We start from the raw sequence: 16,210 nt of genomic DNA, 5'->3' as shown, positions 1-16,210 counted from the left end.
ATGACACGATGACAACGACTCGATGACGACGACCCCGACGCCGGCGACGGCGCTCAAACCAGCAGCAGGCCCGGCGAAGGGGAACGTATCGTGGTGAGTCACACCAAGTCCACCAAGCGGCGGTTGGCCGCCTCGGTCCTGGCGGTGTCGCTCATCGTTGGGCTCTTCGTCGTCCGACTCGTCGACATCCAGGTCGTGCGGGCGAGCGAGCTCACGGCCGAGTCGCTCACGAAGACCGAGGTCTCGAACGCGGCCATCCTCTCCACCAGGGGGAGCATCCTCGACGCCAACGGCGAAGTGCTCGCGACCGCCGTCCTCCGGTACAACGTGCAGTTGTCCCCGAAGGACGCAGGGCCGTTCGAGCGCACGGTCGACGGCAAAGAGAACACGATCAGCCTCGACGAGGCCGGCGCCGAGATCGGCGCCGTCATCGGCCAGCCCGGGCCCGCCATCGTCGCGATCATCACCGACGCCCTCGCGATCAACAAGGACTCCGACTACGCGGAGGTCGCGAAGTCGATCACCGCGGAGCAGCTCAAGGCCCTGGACGCACTCGACATCCCGTGGCTGTACTTCAAGCCCGACCCGAGCCGCGTCTACCCGAACGGCGCCGTCGCGGGCAATCTCGTCGGCTTCGTCGGCTCCGAGGGCGAGGCCCAGGCCGGCATCGAGCTCAAGGAGAACTCCTGCCTCGCCGGCCACGACGGCACCCAGACGTACGAGAAGAGTCGGGACGGCGTTCCGTTGCCCGGAACGCTCGTGACCGACCAGGCCAAGAACGGCGGCGACGTCGTCCTCACGATCGATGCCAACCTGCAGTGGTTCGCCCAGCAGGCCCTCGCCGCACAGGCGCAGGCGACCGGCGCGAGCTGGGGCGTCGTCACAGTCATGGAGGTCAAGACCGGCAAGCTGCTCGCCGTCGCCGACTACCCGACCGTCGACCCGGGCAACGTCGGCGCCTCCGACGCCGACGACCGCGGTTCGCGCGCCTTCCAGGCGCCGTTCGAGCCGGGCTCGACCTACAAGACCATCACGGCGGCCGCGCTGCTCGACCAGGGCGCAGCCCACCCCAACGACCAGGTCGTCGCGCCGTACCGGATTAAACCGGCCAACGGCGCGGACATCAATGACAGCGACCGACACGGCGACCTCCGGTTGACGCTCACCGGCGTCCTCGTGCAGTCGTCCAACACGGGCATGTCGCAGTTCGGTGAACTGCTCTCGCCCAAGACGCGCTACGACTACTTCGAGAAGGACGGTCAGACCAAGAAGACCGAGGTCGGCTTCCCCGGGGAGTCCGGCGGCATCATGAACGACTACCAGGACTGGGACAACCAGACCCACTACACGACGATGTTCGGCCAGGGCTTCTCCACGACCGCGATCCAGGGCGCGAGCCTCTACCAGACCGTTGCGAACGGCGGCGTGCGCATGCCCGTCCAGCTCGTCGAGGGCTGCAAGAACGCCGACGGCACCTTCACGAAGACGAAGACCCCAGAGGGCACTCGCGTCTTCTCCGAGGAGGCTGCGGCCGGAACGACGTCGATGCTCGAGATGGTCGACCAGAACAGCTGGGTCGCGAACCTCGTCGACATCCCCGGCTACCGAGTGGCCATGAAGACCGGTACCGCACAGCAGCCGGACGGCGACGGCGGGTACAGCCACAGCTACCTCGTGTCGATCGCGGGATACGCTCCGGCGGAGGCCCCGCAGTACGTCGTTTCGGTGAACCTGGCCGACCCGGTTAAGATGAATACATCTGCTGCCGCCGCCCCGCTCTTCCGGGACGTGATGACCCAGGTGTTGAAGACCAGGGGCGTGCAGCCATCAACCACCACGGCGACCGATCTGCCGTTGGATTATTAAGAGCAATGAAACGAAGGATGGGCTCAGTTGACTAGTCAGGGCCCGATAAGCCTTCGGCCGGAGCATCCCCAGCACCGCGCACTCTCACAGCTTGTCGCCGATTTCGACCTCACCGTGGTCGGGAACGCCGACGGTGTCGAGGTGAGCGGAGTGAGCCTGAGCTCCTCGGCCGTCGAGCCAGGAGATCTCTACATCGGCATGCCCGGTGTCCGGGCACATGGAGCGAGCTACACCGCGGAAGCCCGAGACCGGGGCGCCGTCGCCGTCCTCACGAACGAGGCCGGCCGTGAACTGGCGGCCGAGAGCGGGCTGCCGATCGTCGTCGTCGCCGACCCGCGCGCTGTGCTCGGCCACGTCGCGGCGTGGGTGTACCGCACGGCGGAGGAGCCGCCGACGCTGTTCGGCGTCACCGGCACGAACGGCAAGACGAGCGCCGTGTATCTGCTGAACGGGATCCTCGGCCAGCTCGGCATCGTGTCCGGCCTGAGCTCCACCGCCGAGCGTCGCATCGGCGACGTCGCGGTCACGAGTTCGCTCACGACTCCGGAGGCGAGTGAACTGCACGCCCTCCTCGCCCGCATGCGCGAGTCCGAGGTGCGCGCCGTCGCGATCGAGGTCTCGGCGCAGGCGCTCACCCGTCACCGCATCGACGGCATCGTCTTCGACGTCGTCGGGTTCACGAACCTCAGCCATGACCACCTCGACGACTACGCCGACTTCGAGGAGTACTTCTCCGCCAAGCGCGAGCTCTTCGAACCAGAGCGCGCCCGTCGCGGCGTCGTCACGGTCGACTCCGAGTGGGGGAGGCGCCTCACGCATGAGAGCCGCATCCCGCTCGCCACGCTCACGACCGTCGAGGGCGTCGAGGCCGACTGGCGCATGACGATGCTCAGCGAGTCGAGCACGTCCACGAGCTTCCGTCTGGAGGGCCCGGAGGACCGCGTGCTCGAGACGAGCGTTCCGCTCCTCGGGTGGTTCATGGCCGCCAACGCCGCGCTCGCCATCGTGATGCTCGTCGAAACCGGCATCGAGTTCGACATGATCGCTCAGGCGCTCGAACGCGACGGCGGCATCGACGCGTACATCCCGGGACGAGCGGAACGCATCAGCGGCGACCGCGGGCCCGTCGTCTACATCGACTACGGCCACAGCCCGGACGCCTTCCTGAAGACGCTCGAAGCCATCCGCTCCGTCACCGAAGGACGGATCATCATGGTCTTCGGCGCCGACGGCGACCGGGACACGACCAAGCGCGTCGACATGGGGGCCATCGCCGCCCGTGGATCCGACGTCGTCGTCGTGACGGACTTCCACCCGCGATCAGAGGACCCTGCCTCGATCCGCCGGGTGCTCCTCGACGCCGCCCGCGCCGCGGTTCCGGAACGCGAGCTGCACGAGGTCGCAGACCCCGCGACGGCGTTCCGCGCCGCGCTCGCTCTGGCCGTCGAAGGCGATGTCATCCTCTACGCCGGTCCCGGCCACGAGGACTACCACGAGGTCGCCGGGGTCAAGATCCCGTACTCGGCCCGTGAGGATTCCAAACAGGCACTGCGAGAGGCCGGGTGGCTGTAGATGATCGGGCTCACGTTGCAGGAGATCGCCGACGCGATCGACGGCGGATTGGTGCTCGGCGCGTCCGGCGCCACGCCGGAGAACGTCGTGTCCGGGCTCGTCGACACGGATTCGCGGCTGATCGGCGCGGGTGACGTCTTCGTCGCCAAGCCGGGTGAGGAGACCGACGGACACCTCTTCGCCGGTCAGGCCGTCGAACGTGGGGCGGCGCTCCTCATCGTGGAGCGCCCGCTCGCCTTCGACATCCCGCAGATCGTGGTCGCGGACTCCGTCGTCGCGCTCGGCGCCCTCGCGACCGAGTCGATCCGTCGGATCCGTGCGCGCGGGGCGTTGCGCATCGTGGGCATCACCGGCTCGAACGGCAAGACGACGACCAAGAACCTCCTCGCCGCCGTGCTCGAGCGCGTGGGGAACACGGTCAGCCCGAAGGGCTCCTTCAACAACGAGGTCGGCGCACCCATCACGATGCTCCGCGTCACCGAGCAGACCGAGTTCCTCGTCGCCGAGATGGGCGCGAGCGGCATCGGCGAGATCGCACGCCTCATCCGCATGGCCAAGCCGGACATCGGCGTCGTCCTCAAGGTGGGCCTGGCGCACGCCGGCGAGTTCGGCGGCATCGAGGCGACCGTCACGGCGAAGACCGAGATGGTCTCCGACCTCGATCCGGACGACGTCGCCATCCTCAACATCGACGACAGCCGCGTCGCAGGAATGGCCGGAGCGACGAAGGCCCGGGTGCTCTGGTTCGGTCTCGACGACCGTGCCGACGTCCGTGCCTCCGCCGTCGAAGCCGACGCGACCGGCACCCGCTTCACGATCCATCTCCCGAACGGCGAGCAGGCCGACGTGCGCTTCCGGGTCCTCGGCGAGCACCATGTCATGAACGCCCTCGCCGCCGCAGCATCCGCGTACACGCTCGGCGTGCCGCTCACAACGATCGTCGAAGCGCTCGAGAGCGTCAGCCGCGCCGAACGGTGGCGCATGGAGCTCATGGGCGGCCGCGACGACGTCTCGATCATCAATGACGCCTACAACGCGAGTCCGGACTCGATGTCTGCCGCCATCCGCACGCTCGCGCAGATTGCCCGTACGGGCAGCCGCACGATCGCCGTCCTCGGCGCCATGAGCGAACTCGGCGATTGGGCGGGGGAGGAGCACGACCGCATCGGCCTGCAGGTCGTCAGGCTCGGCATCGGTCGGCTCGTCGTCGTCGGTCCTGAGGCTCGCCGCATGCACATCACCGCCATCAACGAGGGATCGTGGGATGGTGAGTCCGTGTACTTCGCAACGGCCGACGAGGCCTACGACTACCTGGCAACGGAGATCGCCGCAGGCGACACCGTGCTCGTGAAGTCGTCCAACTCAGCCGGTCTGCGGTTCCTGGGAGATCGATTGGGAGAACTGTACTCGTGAGAGCACTACTGATGGCTGGAGCGATCTCGCTCGCCTTCTCACTCTTCCTGACCCCCCTCTTCATCAAGCTGTTCCGGCGGCTGGCCTGGGGCCAGTTCATCCGGGACGACGGCCCGCAGAGCCACCACACCAAGCGCGGCACCGCCACGATGGGCGGCATCATCATCATCGTCGGCACGCTCGTCGGCTTCTTCGTGAGCATGTGGGTGAACGGCGAGCACATCACCGTCTCGGCGCTGCTCGTGCTGTTCATGATGGTCGGACTCGGCGTCGTCGGCTTCATCGACGACTTCTTGAAGACCAGGAAGCAGCAGAGCCTCGGGCTCGGCGGCTGGGCGAAGGTGTCGGGTCAGCTCATCGTGGCCACGATCTTCGCCGTGCTCGCGATCAACTTCCCGAACACTGCGGGATTCACCCCCGCCACCACGAACATCTCGTTCATCCGTGATCTGCCCATCAACTTCATGGCGATCGGGATCCCGGCGCTCGGTGTGCTGCTCTACGTGCTGTGGACCTCGGTCATCGTCACGGCAGCCTCGAACGGCGTCAACGTGACGGACGGCCTCGACGGGCTGGCGACCGGTGCGTCGATCCTCGCGATCGGCTCATACATCATCATCGGCTTCTGGCAGTCGAACCAGTCGTGCTTCAGCACGACCCTGCACTCCGACGTCGCCTACAAGTGCTACGACGTCCGAGATCCGCTGGACCTCGCGATCGTCGCGACGGCCATCGTCGGTGCGCTCATCGGCTTCCTCTGGTGGAACACCTCGCCAGCGCAGATCTTCATGGGCGACAGCGGCTCGCTCGCACTCGGCGGCGCCATCGCAGCCCTCGCGATCCTCAGCCGCACGGAGCTCCTCCTCGTCCTGGTCGGCGGCCTGTTCGCCATCGAGGCCGGCTCGGTCATCGTGCAGCGGGCCTACTTCAAGGTCACACGAGGCAAACGCATCTTCCTGATGAGTCCCATCCATCACCACTTCGAACTGAAGGGCTGGGCGGAAGTCACCGTCGTCGTGCGCTTCTGGATCATCGGCGGACTCCTCGTGGCAGCGGGTGTCGGCACCTTCTACCTCGAGTGGTTGAGTCAGTAGTGGGGGAGTCGATGTCCGGCGCAGGGTCCTCGGAGGAACGTGCCTCGAGCGCAGGTGTGTCCAACGAGCGTGCCTCGGCGACCGCCGAACGCCTCGCGGCGCTCACGAGTTGGCGCGCGGACTGGTCCGGTCTCCGGGTCGCCGTGCTCGGGCTCGGTGTGACCGGCTTCTCGGTCGCCGACACGCTCACAGAACTCGGGAGCGACGTCCTCGTGCTCGCGGGCGCAGCAGCGGACGAACGAGCGGACCTCGTCAAGGTCATCGGTGCGCGGCTCGTGCAGCGCGACCTCGGATCGGTGCCGGAGGAACTCGTCGAGTTCCTGCCCGAGCTCATCGTCGTCTCGCCCGGGTTCCACCCCGACCACCCCATCCTCGAGTGGGCGCGAGAGCAGGGCGTCGCCGTGTGGGGCGACATCGAACTGGCGTGGCGCGTCCGCGACAAGACCGGGAAGCCCGCCGAGTGGATCTGCGTCACCGGGACGAACGGCAAGACGACGACCGTGCAGCTCACGGCGTCCATGCTCGTCCAGGCGGGTTTCACCGCGGCGCCGTGCGGCAACATCGGCATCCCCGCCCTCGACGCGGTACGCGACCCGCAGGGCTTCGACTTCTTCGTCGTCGAACTCTCGAGCTACCAGCTCCACTACCTCGGGCGCCACGGCACGCCGAGCCCGGTCTCGCCGCTCTCGAGCGTCTGCCTCAACATCGCCGACGACCACCTCGACTGGCACGGCTCCGCGGACGCCTACCGGGACGCGAAGGCCGTCGTGTACGAGAACACCCGTGTGGCGTGCGTGTACAACCGCGCCGACCGGGTCACCGAGCGCATGGTCCAGGAGGCCGAGGTCGTCGACGGCGCCCGGGCCGTCGGGTTCGGCCTCGACGTGCCGGGACCGAGCGATTTCGGCGTCGTCGACGGCATCCTGTGCGATCGCGCGTTCCTCGAGGAGCGTTCGACGAGCGCCCTCGAACTCACGACGGTCGCCGAGCTGGCCCTCGTCGGCCTGTCCGCGCCGCACATCGTCGCCAACATCCTCGCCGCGAGTGCCCTGGCGCGGTCCGCGGGCGTCCCCGTCGAGGCCGTCCGTGCGACGCTGCTCGAATTCGGGCTGGACGCGCACCGCATCCAGGTCGTCGCGAGCTCGCAGGACATCGAATGGATCGACGACTCCAAAGCGACCAACCCGCACGCGGCGGACGCGTCCCTCGCCGCCTACCGCTCCGTCGTCTGGATCGTGGGCGGCCTCCTCAAGGGCGTCTCGATCGATCGACTCGTGGAACGGCACGCGGACCACCTGCGCGGCGCCGTCGTCATCGGCGCGGATCGGACCGAGGTCCTCGAGGCATTCGCACGACACGCGCCAACCCTCACCGTGATCGAGGTCACGGCGACGGAGACTGAACACGTCATGCCGGAGGCCGTCGAACGGGCCGCCGAGATCGCCCAGCCGGGGGACACCGTCCTCCTCGCACCAGCGGCGGCCTCGATGGACCAGTTCACGGACTACGGGCACAGGGGCCGGCTGTTCGCAGCGGCCGTCGAGGAGCATGTTGGAGGTGAGGCGGATGACCGATCCGCCTCGCAGTGACCGCGTGAGCACTTCTGGACGGACAGCCGCCAAACGCACTGGGCCGAATCCCATCGGGTCGAGTGGTGCAGCGACGGAGCCGACGGCCTCCAGCGGCGTGACGATGGCTCGGATCTCGCTCGGCAAGGTCCTCCGGCCCGAGTCGGCGAACTACTTCCTGCTGCTCGGCGTCACCCTCTTCCTCGTCGGACTCGGCCTCGTGATGGTGCTCTCGTCGTCGTCCGTCGACTCCCACCTCGACGGAGGCGGCTACTTCGGCGCGTTCTGGCGTCAGGCCACGTATGCACTCATCGGCGTGCCGCTCATGCTCATCGTGAGCCGTTTCCCGATCAGGTTCTGGAAACGATGGGCGTGGCCGGCACTGCTCGTCGGCATGTTCCTCCAACTCCTCGTCTTCACGCCGCTCGGCATCGAGACCGGCGGCAACCGCAACTGGATCGAGATCGGCTCCTTCACGGCTCAGCCCTCCGAGGCGGTCAAGCTCGCCCTCGTGATCTGGTTGGGGCTCATCCTCACGGTCAAGCAGGAGCGCCTGACCGACTGGAAGCACGCGCTCATCCCGGTCGTCCCCATCGCGGGGCTCTCGATCGGCTTCGTCCTCCTCGGCGGTGACCTCGGAACCGTCGTGATCATGGCGGCGATCGTCTTCGCGGCACTCTACTTCGCCGGTGTCAGACTCCGGGTGCTCGCGATCCCCATGCTCGGCGGCGCGCTGCTGTTCGCGATCATGGCCATCACGAGCCCCAACCGCATGCAGCGCATCATGTCGTTCCTCGGGGACGGCTGCACCGACTACGAGAACGCCTGCTGGCAGCCGTTGCACGGAACCTGGGCCCTCGCGAACGGCGGCATCTTCGGTGTCGGCCTCGGCAACTCCAGGGCGAAGTGGTCCTGGCTGCCCGCGGCGTCCAACGACTACATCTTCGCGGTCATCGGTGAGGAGCTCGGGCTCATCGGTGCGGTCCTCGTCCTCGGCCTCTTCGTCTTCCTCGCGATCATGTTCGTCCGCATCATGCGTTCGACCGACGACCAGTTCGTCCGCGTCACGACGGGAGCGGTCATGACCTGGATCATCGGCCAGGCGCTCGTGAACATCGGTGTCGTGCTCGGCGTCCTCCCCGTCTTAGGTGTTCCGTTACCGTTGATGTCATCCGGCGGCACCGCTCTGCTCACGACACTGATCGCCATGGGCATCGTGCTGTCGTTCGCGCGTGATCGCGCCAAACCCGTCCGTCCGTCGGCGAGGCGTCGCCCAGCCCGCCGCACGACGACCACCACTGTAGGAGCAAGATGACCACGTACCTCCTGGCCGGCGGCGGCACCGCTGGGCACGTCAACCCGCTGCTGGCGGTGGCTGACGCCCTGCGCGCCCGCAATCCGGACGACACGATCCTCGTGGTCGGCACCAAGGAGGGCCTCGAATCCCGGCTCGTCCCCGAGCGCGGATACGAACTCCTCACGATCCCGAAGCTGCCGTTCCCGCGGCGCCCGAACGTCGACGCGATGAAGTTCGGATCGCGTCTCCGCGCGGCGGTCGCCCAGGTCGCGTCGATCATCACGACGAACTCCGTCGACGTCGTCATCGGTTTCGGCGGCTACGCGTCCGCCCCCGCCTACCTCGCGGCCCGCCGCACGCGCGTCCCGCTCGTGATCCACGAGGCGAACGCGAAGCCAGGTCTCGCGAACCGCCTGGGCGCCAGGTACACGCCGTACGTCGGTGTCGCCTTCCACCACACGCGCATCCGCCACGCCCGCTTCGTCGGCATGCCGCTGCGCCTCGAGATCGAACAGCTCGACCGCGACGCCCTGCGTCCACTCGCCGTCGAGGAGTTCGGTCTCGACGCGTCCCGTCCGACCGTCCTCGTGACGGGCGGGTCGCTCGGTGCTCGCCGACTCAACACGACGATCAACGAAACGGCGACGGACCTCGTCGCCACCGGCTACCAGATCCTCCACATCACGGGCGCCCGCGGCGAAGCCCTCGACCCCGGGATCCCGCACTACCACGTGCTCGACTACTGCTCGCGGATGGAACTCGCCCTCGCAATCACCGATCTGGCGGTCTCCCGCGCCGGGAGCGCCACCGTGAGCGAGTTGTGCGCGGTCGGCGTGCCGGCCGTCTACATCCCGTACCCCGTCGGCAACGGCGAGCAGCGCTACAACGCCGCGGACGTCGTCCGTGCAGGCGGAGCGGTTATGGTAGATGACGCGCGTTTCGTTCCGGACTGGGTCAGATCGACCCTCGTTCCCCTGCTCGGCGATCGGATGCGGGTCCACGACATGGCCGCCCAGTCCAAGAGCGTCGGAGTGACCGACGGCACGGCGCGCCTCATCCGCCTCGTCGACGAGGCGATCGGCTCCCGCGTCTCGGCTGCACGCTGACGATGCACGAGCCCAGCCAGCGATTCCACCACGAAAGCGTGTCATTGTGATCAAGCCAGACCCAGCAGTCCAGATTCCCGACGACCTCGGCGCGGTCCACTTCGTGGGGATCGGCGGCAGCGGGATGAGCGGCATCGCACGTCTCTTCATCGGTGCGGGAACGACCGTGACCGGCTCCGACGTCCGTGAGTCGGCCAACATCGACGCGCTCCGCGACCTCGGCGCGACCGTCACGATCGGCCACGACGCCGCGAACGTCGGCGAGGCCGACACGCTCGTCGTCACGGGGGCGCTCTGGGCGGACAACCCCGAATACCTCCTCGCGAAGGAACGCGGGCTCACGATCCTGCACCGCTCGCAGGCGCTCGCCTGGCTGACGAAGGACAGTCGACTGATCTCGGTCGCCGGCGCGCACGGCAAGACGACGTCGACCGGCATGATCATCACCGCGCTTCTGGAACTCGGCGCCGATCCCAGCTTCGTCAACGGCGGCGTCATCGAATCGCTCGGGCTCAGCTCCGCGCGCGGAGAAGGCGAGCTCTTCGTCGTCGAGGCGGACGAGTCGGACGGTTCGTTCCTCCTGTACAACACGGCCGTCGCGCTCATCACGAACATCGACCCGGACCACCTCGACCACTACGGTTCCCTCGAGGCCTTCGAAGAGGCGTTCGTGACCTTCGCGCAGCAGGCGAGGGAGCTCGTCGTGATCTCCTCGGACGACGCCGGCGCCGTCCGGGTGACGCCGAAGCTCGAAGGCCAGCGCGTCATCACCTTCGGCGAGGCGGAGACGGCCGACGTCCGTGTGCACTCGGTCGTGACCGACGGTCCCGTCGCATTCTCCGTGTCCTACCAGGGCGTCGACTACCGCACGACGCTTCGCGTGCCGGGTCGCCACAACGCGATCAACGCGGCCGGGGCGTTCGCGGTCCTCGTCGGCGTCGGCTTCGACCCGGCGACGATCCTCGACGCCGTGAGCGCATTCGGCGGCACTCAGCGGCGCTTCGAGCTGCATGGCGTCGTCGACGGCGTGAGCGTGTACGACGACTACGCGCACCACCCGACCGAGGTCGCTGCAGCTCTGTCCGCCGCACGCACGGTCGTCGGTGAAGGACGGATCATCGCGGTGCACCAGCCGCACCTCTACAGCCGTACGCGCCTCTTCGCCCAGGAGTTCGCCGACACCCTCGAGCGCTACGCCGACCAGACGGTCGTGCTCTCCGTGTACGGTGCGCGCGAGGACCCGGAGCCCGGTGTCACCGGTGCCCTCGTGTCCGAGAAATTCTCCGATCCGTCAAAGGTCGCCTATGTCGACGACTGGCAGCGCGCCGCCGACTACACGGCGACGATCGTCCAGCCGGGCGACTTCGTGATCACCCTCGGGTGCGGCGACGTCTACCGCATCGTCCCGCAGCTCCTCGAGGCGATCTCGCGCCACGAGTCGGTGTGACGGTGCGGCAGTGAAGCGTCCGGACGGCTTCAAGCCGGCTGATCGAAGCGCTGCGGAACGACGCGCGGCGCTCGAACGGGCGGCTGGAGATCGTGAGGCATCATCACCGCGCGGGCGGAGCGTTCCGTCACCGGTCGATGAGCAGTCGACGGACATCCTCGACTTCGACGCCGACCGGCTGAAGAAGCGTTCTGCGAACACAGCCGGTCCGCAGGACTCCGGCACTGCCAAGGCCACACCGGTGAAGAGCGGCCCTGCGAAGAGCGGCCCTGCGAAGAGTAGCCCCGTCAAGAGCAGCCCTGCCAAGGCCGGCCCTGCGAAGAACAGCCCCACGTCCAGTCCGGAGCCCGAGCTCGATCCCCGACAGACGGCGAAGGATCGGAAGCGTCACGAACGCGAGGAGATCCGGCGGTTCACGGCGCGCAGGCGATCCCGCAACCGTGCCTGGCTGATCGTCGCGGCGGTGTCCGCCGCTCTCGTGGTGTTCTCGATCGCAGGCGCGTACTCGCCGCTCATGGCCGTGCGGACAGTCGAGGTCGTCGGTGCGAGCAGGGTGGACGCGGCGGCGCTCAGCAAGGCCCTGGACGGACAACTCGGCAGGCCGTTGTCGCTCGTGGACGCGAGCGAAGTGAAGGCCGTGCTCGTCACGTATCCGCTCATCGCGAGCTACTCGCTCGAATCGAGGCCGCCCGGCACGCTCGTCGTCCGCGTCGTGGAACGCGAACCGGTCGGGATCGTCCAGGGATCCGGCGGCTTCACGCTCGTCGACGCCGCAGGCGTGTCGATCCAGCAGAGCACGACCGCGATCCCTGGCTACCCGCTGCTCGAGGTCACGGGAGGGGCCGGCTCACCTGGATTCACCGCCGCGGCGGACGTGCTGCGCGCGTTGCCTGCCGATCTCCGCGCCAGGGTCGCCAAAGTGAACGCGTCGACGGCCGATGACGTGACGCTCACACTCGCCGACGTCTCCGCGCGCATCGTCTGGGGGAGTGCGGAGGACTCCGGACTGAAGGCCATCGTCCTGGCGCGCGCCCTCGGCTCGATCGATCCGAACACGGTCAACGAGTTCGACCTTTCGTCGCCTTCGAACGTCGTCACCCGCTAGCGGTCGGTCCGTGCGGTCCGCACCGTCCGCATGGTCCGCACGGATGTCGACGGGTTTCCCGTCCGATCTGCCGACACGCGGGCGCGCCTCCCCGAGCGCTCGGGGCGTGCACCTAACGTCAATCTCAGGAAATGCATACTGAGCATGACTTTAAACCTGAACTAGAGGTTGAAAGTTCTCACGGAGGCCGGAAGTGACTACAAACCAGAATTACCTCGCCGTCATCAAGGTCGTCGGAATCGGCGGCGGTGGCGTCAACGCAGTCAATCGCATGATCGAGCTCGGCCTTCGTGGGGTGGAGTTCATCGCCATCAACACCGACGCGCAAGCGCTGTTGATGAGCGACGCGGACGTCAAGCTCGACGTCGGTCGCGAGATCACTCGCGGTCTCGGCGCCGGTGCGGACCCCGAGGTCGGCCGTCGCGCCGCCGAGGACCACGCCGAAGAGATCGAAGAGGCCATCGCGGGCGCCGACATGGTGTTCGTCACGGCAGGTGAAGGCGGTGGCACCGGTACCGGTGGCGCACCCGTCGTCGCCCGGATCGCGAAGTCAATAGGAGCACTCACGATCGGTGTCGTCACGAAGCCGTTCGGCTTCGAGGGGCGCCGCCGTCAGGCGCAGGCCGAGCTCGGCGTCGCGCGCCTCAAGGAGGAGGTGGACACGCTCATCGTCGTGCCCAACGACCGCCTCCTCGAGATCAGCGACCGCGGCATCAGCATGCTCGAGGCCTTCTCCACGGCCGACCAGGTGCTCCTCGCGGGTGTCCAGGGCATCACGGACCTCATTACCACGCCCGGCCTCATCAACCTCGACTTCGCTGACGTCAAGTCGGTCATGCAGGGCGCGGGATCGGCCCTCATGGGCATCGGGTCCTCCAGGGGAGCGGACCGTGCCATCAAGGCCGCCGAACTCGCCGTCGCGTCTCCGCTCCTCGAAGCGAGCATCGAGGGCGCTCACGGCGTCCTGCTCTCCATCCAGGGCGGGTCGAACCTCGGCATCTTCGAGATCAACGACGCCGCCAAGCTCGTGCAGGAGGCCGTGCACCCCGAGGCCAACATCATCTTCGGCGCCGTCGTCGACGACACGTTGGGCGACGAGGTCCGTGTCACGGTCATCGCGGCCGGCTTCGACGGCGGGGAGCCGCTTACGCGCTCCGTCGCATCGCCGACCGACGCGGTGATCTCGGGCGGCATCATGAGTTCTGCCGATGAGACGCCTTCGTCGCCCACCACGGTACCGGCCGCCGCGCAGAGCTCCTCGAGCTCGGTCGGCTCGTCGAGCTCCTCGGACGGCAGCAGCGGAAGCAGCAGCTCCGGCTACGGGAGCGAACAGCAGCACGTCTCCTCGTACCGTCAGGAGAGCGTCGTCGAAACCGTCGTCGCCGACCCGTCATTCGACGATGAAGGCGAACTGGACATCCCCGACTTCCTGAAGTAGTGGGAGCCGATCTCGAATCGCCCGGTCCGGCATCCCAGGATGTCGGGCCGGGCGCTCTGGCATCGCGCCTCGCGGCCGTGCGTGAGGGCATCGCGGACGCTGCAGCCGAGGCGGGGCGGTCCGCCGACGAACTGACGCTCATCGCCGTCACGAAGTTCCATCCGATCGAACTCGTGCGTGAACTCGCCGCCCTCGGTATCACCGACGTGGGGGAGAACCGCCACCCGGAGGCGCGGGACAAGGCGGAGGCCGCACACGGACTCGGGCTGACCTGGCACTTCATCGGCCAGCTGCAGACCAACAAGGCCAAGCAGGTGCGCCGGTACGTGGACGCGGTGCACTCGATCGACCGGCCGGAACTCGTCCGGGCGCTCTCGAGCGAGGAACGGACGATCGACGGCTTCGTCCAGGTGAACCTCACGGAGGACGCCGGGCGCGGCGGCACCGACGACGCCGCATTGGAAGACCTCGTGACCGCTGTGCTCGACGCGCCCGGGATCCACCTGCGCGGGATCATGGCTGTCGCTCCGCTCGGAGCGGAACCGCGTGCCGCGTTCGCTCGCGTGCGCCAGGCGTCCGAACGCGTCCAGCGCCTCGCGCCGACGGCGACCGCGATCTCCGCGGGCATGAGCCACGACTACCGCGAGGCCGTCCTCGAAGGCGCGACACACCTTCGCATCGGGACGGCAATCACGGGGAATCGTCCGGCCGGAGGTTAATCTGCAAGGAGCACGGCTCGCAGATCATGGAGGAAACGATGTCCAACCCGCTCAAGAAGACCATGGTGTACCTCGGGCTCGCCGACGACGACCTGGAGTACGAAGAGCAGCAGCACGCAGCTCCTGCAGCTCCGGCAGCAGCACCCGCTCCGGTGCGCGCTGAGAAGTCAGCGCCCGTCACGCCTCTCCGGAAGCCCACCGCAGTCCGTCAGCAGACGCCGGCGCCTTCGGAGCTCAACGAGATCCTCACGGTGCACCCCAAGCAGTACCGTGATGCTCAGATCATCGCTGAGAGCTTCCGCGACGGCGTTCCGGTCATCATCAACCTCTCGCAGATGAGCGACGGCGACGCACGTCGCCTCATCGACTTCGCGAGCGGATTGTCGCAGGGACTCTACGGAAAGATCGAGCGCGTCACGAGCAAGGTCTTCCTGCTGTCGCCCGAACACGTCGCTGTTTCAGGCGACAACGGGAACGGTGCGCCGGAAGCGGCAGAGGCGACCTTCTTCGCTCAGTCATAATTGAGGAGTGGCTTCCCTCATCTCCGTGATCGGCACGATCCTCTACATCGCGCTGCTCATCTACTTCTTCCTCCTCTGGGGACGGTTCATCCTCGATCTCGCACGGGTGCTCCGCCCTCAGTGGCGTCCCTCCGGGGTGGCTCTGTTCCTCGCTGAGGCGAGTTACTCGGTCACGGACCCGCCGATCAAATTCTTCCGTCGGGTGCTCCCGAGGGTCGCGATCGGCCCCGTGGCGCTCGATTTCGGGTGGACGCTCACGATGCTGTGCTGCATCATCGCCATGACGCTCGTGAATGTGTGGCTACGATAGAGCGTCGGTTCACGACGAGACGTTACGTGCCGTTGTCAAGATGTCTCCACCACGGGGTCAGACTTTGCTAGCGTAGTGACGTTGTACAGATTTTCGATTCGACATGAAGGTGGTTCGCTATGGCGCTCACTCCCGAAGACGTGGTCCAGAAGCGGTTTCAGCAGACCAAGTTCCGCGAAGGGTACGACCAGGACGAGGTGGACGACTTCCTCGACGAGGTGGTCGTCGAACTCCGCCGACTGATCCAGGAAAAGGAAGACGTCCAGCAGAAGCTGACGGCTGCCGAAGCCAAGATCGCTGAACTGCAGGCCGGCGGCGGCAAGTCCTCCGCTCCCGCAGCAGCCAAGGTCGAAGAGGCCCCCGTCGCAGCTCCCGTCGTCGCAGCACCGGCCGCTCCTGCAGCAGCCGAGTCCGCGGACAACACGGCAGAGAGCTCCAACAACCTCCTCCAGCTGGCCCGCCGTCTCCACGACGAGCACGTCGCAGAAGGCGCACAGCGTCGCGACGCACTCATCGCTGACGGCCACGCCACGGCAGCCCGTGTCGTCGCTGAGGCGGAAGCCAAGCAGCGCGCACAGATGCAGGTCCTCGAGCAGGAACGCTCCGTCCTCGAGCACAAGATCGACGAACTCCGCAACTTCGAGCGCGACTACCGCCTCAAGCTGCGCGGCTACATCGAGAGCCAGCTCAAGGAACTCGACAGCTCCGCAACGAGTGCTGCACCTGCAGCACCCGTCGACAGCGTCGTTTAGGC

General features: G+C 67.5%; 13 protein-coding genes and 1 pseudogene. All 14 read left to right on the top strand.

Annotation, left to right across the window (positions count from 1 at the left end):
* Positions 1-90: 90 nt before the first annotated feature.
* The 14 genes and pseudogenes from ACQ3HB_RS08070 (at position 91) to ACQ3HB_RS08005 (ending at position 16,208) form a co-directional block, all read left to right on the top strand.
* On the top strand, positions 91-1,866 hold the full coding sequence (locus ACQ3HB_RS08070) for a peptidoglycan D,D-transpeptidase FtsI family protein (RefSeq protein ID WP_430919366.1): 1,776 nt from the start codon (positions 91-93) through the stop codon (positions 1,864-1,866).
* 27 nt (positions 1,867-1,893) lie between these two features.
* Positions 1,894-3,438 carry a Mur ligase family protein gene (locus tag ACQ3HB_RS08065; protein ID WP_430919364.1) on the top strand — a complete coding sequence of 515 codons (1,545 nt, stop codon included), beginning with the start codon at positions 1,894-1,896 and terminating at the stop codon, positions 3,436-3,438.
* Positions 3,439-4,851 carry a UDP-N-acetylmuramoyl-tripeptide--D-alanyl-D-alanine ligase gene (locus ACQ3HB_RS08060; RefSeq protein ID WP_430919363.1) on the top strand — a complete coding sequence of 471 codons (1,413 nt, stop codon included), beginning with the start codon at positions 3,439-3,441 and terminating at the stop codon, positions 4,849-4,851.
* On the top strand, positions 4,848-5,945 hold the full coding sequence (gene mraY / locus ACQ3HB_RS08055) for a phospho-N-acetylmuramoyl-pentapeptide-transferase (protein WP_430919361.1): 1,098 nt from the start codon (positions 4,848-4,850) through the stop codon (positions 5,943-5,945). The genes ACQ3HB_RS08060 and mraY overlap by 4 nt, the downstream gene beginning before the upstream one ends.
* A 56-nt stretch (positions 5,946-6,001) precedes the next feature.
* Complete coding sequence (murD, locus tag ACQ3HB_RS08050) at positions 6,002-7,534, top strand: UDP-N-acetylmuramoyl-L-alanine--D-glutamate ligase (protein WP_430919360.1); 1,533 nt, start codon at positions 6,002-6,004, stop codon at positions 7,532-7,534.
* Positions 7,512-8,828: a putative lipid II flippase FtsW gene (ftsW, locus tag ACQ3HB_RS08045; RefSeq protein ID WP_430919357.1), complete on the top strand. Its 1,317-nt coding sequence runs from the start codon at positions 7,512-7,514 to the stop codon at positions 8,826-8,828. The genes murD and ftsW overlap by 23 nt, the downstream gene beginning before the upstream one ends.
* The gene (gene murG, locus ACQ3HB_RS08040; protein ID WP_430919355.1) at positions 8,825-9,916 is read left to right on the top strand and encodes an undecaprenyldiphospho-muramoylpentapeptide beta-N-acetylglucosaminyltransferase; all 1,092 of its coding nucleotides are present in this window, start codon (positions 8,825-8,827) and stop codon (positions 9,914-9,916) included. The genes ftsW and murG overlap by 4 nt, the downstream gene beginning before the upstream one ends.
* A gap of 46 nt (positions 9,917-9,962) precedes the next feature.
* Complete coding sequence (gene murC, locus ACQ3HB_RS08035; protein WP_430919353.1) at positions 9,963-11,363, top strand: UDP-N-acetylmuramate--L-alanine ligase; 1,401 nt, start codon at positions 9,963-9,965, stop codon at positions 11,361-11,363.
* A gap of 10 nt (positions 11,364-11,373) precedes the next feature.
* The gene (locus ACQ3HB_RS08030; protein ID WP_430919351.1) at positions 11,374-12,468 is read left to right on the top strand and encodes a cell division protein FtsQ/DivIB; all 1,095 of its coding nucleotides are present in this window, start codon (positions 11,374-11,376) and stop codon (positions 12,466-12,468) included.
* A 193-nt stretch (positions 12,469-12,661) separates the two neighbouring features.
* Positions 12,662-13,616, top strand: a pseudogene (gene ftsZ, locus ACQ3HB_RS08025) (cell division protein FtsZ); the annotation flags it as partial.
* A 289-nt stretch (positions 13,617-13,905) separates the two neighbouring features.
* Positions 13,906-14,625, top strand: a complete 720-nt coding sequence (locus ACQ3HB_RS08020; protein WP_430919349.1) for a YggS family pyridoxal phosphate-dependent enzyme — start codon at positions 13,906-13,908, stop codon at positions 14,623-14,625.
* A 38-nt stretch (positions 14,626-14,663) separates the two neighbouring features.
* A complete protein-coding gene (locus tag ACQ3HB_RS08015) occupies positions 14,664-15,146 on the top strand; it encodes a cell division protein SepF (protein WP_430919348.1) in 483 nt (160 codons plus the stop codon).
* A 7-nt stretch (positions 15,147-15,153) separates the two neighbouring features.
* Positions 15,154-15,456, top strand: a complete 303-nt coding sequence (locus ACQ3HB_RS08010) for a YggT family protein (protein WP_430919346.1) — start codon at positions 15,154-15,156, stop codon at positions 15,454-15,456.
* 119 nt (positions 15,457-15,575) lie between these two features.
* Positions 15,576-16,208: a DivIVA domain-containing protein gene (locus ACQ3HB_RS08005; RefSeq protein WP_430919344.1), complete on the top strand. Its 633-nt coding sequence runs from the start codon at positions 15,576-15,578 to the stop codon at positions 16,206-16,208.
* Positions 16,209-16,210: the final 2 nt, after the last annotated feature.

The sequence above is a fragment of the Plantibacter lichenum genome (genome assembly GCF_050587525.1).
In the GTDB taxonomy this organism is placed as follows: Bacteria; Actinomycetota; Actinomycetes; order Actinomycetales; family Microbacteriaceae; genus Plantibacter.
The sequence above is the reverse complement of the archived record's forward strand: the minus strand, read 5'-3'. Positions and strand labels throughout refer to the sequence as shown.